4 protein-coding genes are annotated in these 6,618 nt (G+C 36.0%); all 4 read left to right on the top strand.

Annotation, left to right across the window (positions count from 1 at the left end; all coding sequences use genetic code 11):
- The coding region (locus B4237_RS06865) for a hydrolase or metal-binding protein (protein ID WP_286942373.1) at positions 1-759 on the top strand (759 nt) is incomplete at its 5' end.
- A 96-nt stretch (positions 760-855) separates the two neighbouring features.
- Positions 856-1,089 carry a helix-turn-helix transcriptional regulator gene (locus tag B4237_RS06860; RefSeq protein ID WP_278596153.1) on the top strand — a complete coding sequence of 78 codons (234 nt, stop codon included), beginning with the start codon at positions 856-858 and terminating at the stop codon, positions 1,087-1,089.
- A 113-nt stretch (positions 1,090-1,202) separates the two neighbouring features.
- Positions 1,203-4,040, top strand: coding sequence for an SNF2-related protein (locus tag B4237_RS06855; protein WP_278596154.1), 2,838 nt, complete (start codon positions 1,203-1,205; stop codon positions 4,038-4,040).
- A 143-nt stretch (positions 4,041-4,183) separates the two neighbouring features.
- The gene (locus B4237_RS06850; protein ID WP_286942369.1) at positions 4,184-6,613 is read left to right on the top strand and encodes a DNA methyltransferase; all 2,430 of its coding nucleotides are present in this window, start codon (positions 4,184-4,186) and stop codon (positions 6,611-6,613) included.
- Positions 6,614-6,618 lie beyond the last annotated feature (5 nt).

Below are 6,618 nucleotides of genomic sequence, written 5' to 3'. Positions count from 1 at the left end.
TGGATTAAGCATCCCTTGGATGAACAACTACGAGCTAAAGCATCGAATCAAAAACTCAGAACCATTCCCGTCCGTATGATTTTTAATGATCCTGAACTCAGCTTACGCGCTGAGTACAGCCTATTTGACCGCCAAACAGGACGCTTAATCTGCTCAGGTAATGGAGAAACTTGTCAGCGACTTGGTCAAAATGGCATTGAACAACATCCATGCCCATCCCCTGATTTATGTCCATTGGCGCAAGGCGGACTCTGTAAACCTTATGGACGACTCTATGTGAACTTAGATGAATCGGATGAATTTGGCACTTTCATCTTTAGAACCACAGGCTTTAATAGTATTCGAACACTGGCAGCACGATTACGTTATTACCATGCTGCATCGAGTGACTTACTTTCATGCCTACCTTTGCAACTGACTTTAAGGGGTAAAAGCACCACGCAAAGTTACCGCACTCCGATTTACTACGTGGATCTGACTTTACGTGATGGTGTCAATTTGCAGGAAGCGATTAGCAATGCAAAGCAAATCAGTGAACAAAGTAAGGCAGCAGGGTTTTATCAGGAGGCATTAGATCAAGTAGCGCGGCAGGGCTATGGTAATGCCAGTTTTGAAGTGGGAGGTGAAGAAGGTTTGGATATTGTTGAGGAGTTTTATTCGGATGAACCAAAATCAGAGCGGCATCAGCAGACTAATGACTTGACTCATGTTCAGGATATCCAGAAAGGGTTGCAGCAGTCGGTGCAGGCTTTGAACTAGATGAGCTTGGACAATATTGGACTGCGTAAAATTTTACTGGACTGACCTATCATCTGAGCGAATACACGCTCGCATCAATGATTAGGAGAAAACATCATGAATGCGTCGATCACAGGTCAAACTTTTCAGATGAACCAAATTATCAACATCAAGCATGTTGTTGAGTTTACAGCCCTAAGCCGATCAAAGATCTATGAGATGATTAATAAAGACTCGAAATATTATGATCCTACATTTCCTCAACCCGTGCGGTTAACTGAAATGCGAATTGGTTGGTCAGCTTGGGAGATTCATCAATGGATTGACGGTAAGTTGAAAAGTCGAGAATAATAGTGGGAGCTTTTGCTCCCTTATTTTTTGTTTGAAATGCATATTTCTTGCTACTATGGTTTCATGTATTTATATTATAGTTAATTTTTTAACAAAATTTTTATCTAAGAATAATGTCTTACACTAACCATCAAATAAAATATTTCGCATGGGAAATAACGAAAAAACGTTCAGCATCAGATATTGATCGTTTGTCTCAGTCACTGTTTGATGCTCAAGTCGATGTAAATCCTCATCAAATTGAAGCAGCACTTTTTGCTTTAAATAATCCTTTGAGTAAAGGTGTTATTTTAGCTGACGAAGTCGGCTTAGGAAAAACAATTGAAGCAGCTTTAGTGCTTTGTCAGTACTGGGCAGAACGACGTCGAAACTTATTGATTATTTGTCCAGCCTCTTTACGAAAGCAATGGGCACAAGAACTACAAGATAAGTTTAATTTGCCTACGCAAGTTTTGGATTTGAAAACTTGGAATATGGCACGTAAAGATGGTGTGTATGATCCATTTAAAAATGGCAAGATCTCTATAATTTCCTATCCTTTTGCAAATCGAATGGAACATGCTTTAGCACAAATTCCATGGGATTTAGTTGTGATTGATGAGGCGCATAAGTTACGTAATGCACATCGTTCAACTAATAAAATTGGAAATAGTTTAAAACGTTCTTTAATAGGTAAGAAAAAACTATTACTTACAGCAACGCCATTACAAAATACGTTAATGGAATTGTACGGACTCAGCACAATTATTGATGAACATTTATTCGGTGATGAGAAAGCATTTCGGAGTCGATATGTGGTTGATGGCGATATTCAATCACTGAAAAAAAGAATCCAGCAATTTATGCAAAGAACATTACGGAAAGATGTTTTGGAATATGTACCTTATACCAATCGCCATGCCCTAACTGTTCCTTTTAAACCTACTGATGATGAGCAAAACTTATATGATTCCATCAGTGAGTATTTGCAGCGAGATGTAAGCTATGCATTTCCACAACAACAAAAACATTTAATTTCAATTGTTTTAAGAAAGCTTTTAGCTTCATCAACTCCTGCTGTAATCGCAACATTAGAGGCAATTCAAGCACGTCTTCAAAAATTGTTGGAACAACAGACTTTAGATGAAGATTGGCTCAGTAATTTTATTGTTGATGAGGATATGGATGAAGAGCTACTGGATGATTTTGATGAGGAAGCAGGTCATGGACAAATAGATGTTAGTTTAATTAAATCTGAAATAGCTGAAATTGAACGTTATATACAGCAGGCTCATAAAATTAAAGATGATAGTAAGACTTTTGCTTTACTTTCCGCGATTGAGCAAGGCTTTGCTCGCATGTTTGAAATGGGGGCGAAACGAAAGGCTGTTATTTTTACTGAATCAAAGCGTACTCAGGAATACTTGATCGCATTCTTGGAAGCACGAGGATACAACGGAAAAGTAATAGGATTTAATGGTAGTAATACATCTGCAACGAATACAGGTATTTATCAAAAGTGGTTGGGTAAATATTTAGGGACTCAACATGTTACAGGCTCACCAGCAATTGATCGACGCACGGCTTTAATCGATTTTTTTAAGAATGAGGCAGAAATACTCATTGCGACAGAAGCAGCAGCAGAAGGTGTGAATTTACAATTTTGCTCTTTGGTCATTAACTATGATTTACCATGGAATCCGCAACGTGTGGAACAACGAATAGGTCGTTGCCATCGTTATGGGCAGGAATTTGATGTTGTTGTCGTTAATTTCTTAAATGAAAGGAATGAAGCCGATCAGCGAGTTTTAGAGTTACTTAAAGATAAATTTCAATTATTTGATGGTGTCTTTGGTGCCTCGAATGACATTTTAGGGACAGTTGAAAGTGGTATAAATTTTGAAAAACGGATTTCTGAAATTTATGATCAGTGTCGTAGTCCAGAAGAAATAGAACAAAGCTTTAAGCAATTAAGAGATGAGCTAGAAGAGCAAATCAACGTTAAAATGAAAAGGACGCAAGAGCTGTTACTTGAGCATTTTGATGCAGATATTCATGACTTGCTAAAAGTACAAAAAGAACGAGCTGAACTACAGCTAGATAAAATTAGTCGTTTGTTTTGGCTATCTACAAAATATATTCTTGGTAAATTTGCTAACTTTCACGACCAAGATTTAAGTTTTGACTTAACAAAATCTCCAATTTTGAATGCACCTTCAGGGAAATATCAGCTTATACGAAAAGGTGAGCGAATTCCTGAAAATACTTTTATCTATCGTTTGACTCATCCGCTTGGTGAATTTGTTTTAGATAATGCCAAAGGATTACAAACACCAAAACAATTCATTCAGTTTGATTATAGCCAGTATGGTCAAAAGGTAACGCTACTAGAAGGGTTAAAAGGGCAAAAGGGTTGGCTATCTATTACGGTCTTGAGTTTGGATTCTTTTCAAGAAGAAGAGCATATTGTGATCACAGCAATGACTGATGATGGTAGGGTTTTAGATGTAGATTTGTGTGAGCGTTTGCTTCAAGTCAATGCAACAGTATTGTCTGATGTGGTAGACACGATTCCCGACCTATTTCAGGCAAATATTGATAAGCAATATCAAGTTGCTTTAAATCATGCTTTGGAATTGAATGATGAGTTTTTCAGAAAGGAACGCGATAAGTTAGAGCAGTGGGCTGAGGATAGTTTGCTTGCTGTGGAGAAAATGCTTGAAGATATAAAGTTGAAAATATCCAGTCTTAAACGAGAATCTCGCAAAGCACCTGATATTGAAACTGAAAAACGACTACAGGAAGAAATACAAAAAGCTGAAAAAGAAAAACGACGCATGCGACAACAGGTTTTTGATGTTGAAGATGAGATAGCAGATAAGCGTGATGCAATGATTGATGCATTGGAGCAAAGACTACATCGCTCAAGTAAAGCCGAAAATTTATTTGTAGTGAGATGGCAATTGGTTTAAAGCCAATGGTTGTTTTTTTCTGCAATTTTTTTTTTAAATTTTGAGTATTTTCAAGTATCCTTGATGGTTAATTTTGCCTATGCAATTTTATTCGCTTCACCAGAACCTATTTATCATAAGGTTTTGAAAAATAGGAAATATTCATGAGTACTCAGTTTTCTGCACTAGTTTCTAAACTCAAAGAAATCTTTCAGATCAATCGTCCTGATTTAGATTTTGGGGTTTATCGCATTTTAAATGCACGTAGTGCCGAAATTGCTGAGTTTTTGGATAAGCGTTTAAAAACCAAAGTAGAACAATACCTTGGCGAAGCAAAATCAAGTCTTGATGAAAATGTTTTAAAAGAATTAGAAGCTGAGCTGAAAGCAGAATTTGGTAAACGTGCGTTTAATGAGCAAGGTGAGCTTATTGATCAGGAAGCAATTGAAAGCGCACTAGGTCAAAAATATATTGCTCTAACTCAAGCTGATGCACATGAAATGACAGATCAGTCACAAGTGTATAGTCATTTGCTCACGTTCTTTAGTCGTTATTACGATGATGGTGACTTTATTAGCCAACGTCGTTATAAGGGTGATACCTACGCTATTCCTTACTCTGGTGAGGAAGTGATGTTGCACTGGGCAAACAAAGACCAGTACTACACCAAGTCTGGTGAGATGTTTAGCAACTATCGTTTTAAACTGAATGATGAACGTTCAGTTTTATTTCGTTTGGTGAGTGCAGACACAGCGCGTGAAAACCGCAAAGATAATGATAAAGACCGCCGCTTTATTATTGTGACTGAACCTAAGACCTTTATTCGTATAGATGAAGAAGGTGAAGAGTTTGAAGAAACGATTGTTCCATTTTCGATTCAAAATAATGAACTGACCATTCTTTTTGAATATGCAACTTTACCTAAAGGCTCAAAGCAAGAAACATTAAATATTGAATCGTATAACAAAATTGTGAGTGCAGAAGTTTTAACTACTGACTGGCTAAATGATTTAGCTCAACCTGCACCGACTGAAAAAGAACCAAAGCGTACAGTGTTGCACAAGCACTTGAGTACCTATACGCAAAAAAATACAGCAGATTATTTTATTCATAAAGACTTAGGTAAATTCCTACGCCATGAACTTGATTTCTATATTAAAAATGAAGTGATGCACTTAGATGATGTGGTGAGTGCCGATCAATTTATTCAAATTGAACGTCAGCTTAGTATTATCAAATGTTTGCGTCAGATTGGTTTAGAAATTATAAGTTTCTTGTCTTCGCTTGAAGATTTTCAGAAAAAGTTGTGGCTAAAGAAAAAGTTTGTCGTGAGTGCTGAGTATTGTATTACTTTAGACCGAGTGGATGAGTCCTTGTATGCTGAAATTGCAGAAAATACAGCGCAGTGGCAACAATGGGATGATTTAGGTTTTAAAGGCACAGATGCAGGTTGGGGATCGATTGATTATTTAAAACAGCACCAAGCTTTGATGGTGGATACGTCATTATTCAGTATTGAGTTTAAAGCGAAGCTTTTACAAAAAATTGATGATTTAGATGCCCAAACAGATGGATTGATTATTAATAGCGATAATTTTCAAGCTTTAAATGTTTTAAACAAAAAGTATGATGGACAAATTAAAAGTATTTATATTGATCCGCCATACAATACAGATGCTTCAGCGATTATTTATAAAAATGGATATAAACATTCTAGTTGGTTATCGTTAATAGATGGCAGAATAGAAAGTTCAATTAAACTATTAAATAACTCTGGTGTAATGAGTGTCGCAATTGATGAAGAAGAAGCCCCTTACCTAAACACAATGCTTTCCGATTCCTTTGGGAGAAAAAATTTAATTTGTAATTTTGCAATTATGCATAATCCTAAAGGACGTGACTCTGGTTTTGTAGCGATGGCACATGAGTATATGCTTACATTCGCAAAAAATATCCAAGATGCAAAAACTTTTAGTTTTAAGCTAACAGAGGAGGAAGCTAGAAAAAAATATGGAAAATCAGGTGATAGTGGGAATTCATTTCGAGAGCTTCCTTTAAAAAGAACGGGTTCTGGGAAATTAAGAGAAGATCGTCCATACATGTTTTTCCCATTTTTTTTCAATGAAGACGAAAATATTTTATGTTTACCAGCACAGGAAGAATATGAAAAGATTTATTTAAAAGAAGAAGGTTCTTTTGATGATAATTATTTGAAAAAATTGATTGAAGCATATGAATCAAAGGGATATGTAGCTATTTTACCATTAGACAAATCAGGTGAAAATCTAAGATGGAGATGGGGTTTTAAATCATGCCAAGAAGGTATTGAAAGTGGCGTTATTTTTGCAAAAAAAGGGAATAAAAATACTGTATTCCAGATTGATGATGCTACCGATGATGTAAAACCGAAAAGTATTTGGTATGGTGAAAAATATGATGCCTCTTCAAAAGGGACTAATCTACTTAATCATTTAATAAAAAATAATCCTTTTGATTATCCTAAAAGTTTGTATCAGGTCATTGATGCATTAATATTTTCTATGGATAAAAATGATAGTGTTTTAGATTATTTTGCGGCTTTGTTGCACAAATAGACGAA

The organism is Acinetobacter sp. UBA6526 (genome assembly GCF_002434875.1).
Lineage (GTDB): Bacteria > Pseudomonadota > Gammaproteobacteria > Pseudomonadales > Moraxellaceae > Acinetobacter > Acinetobacter venetianus.
This window is presented reverse-complemented; position numbering and strand designations above follow the sequence as displayed.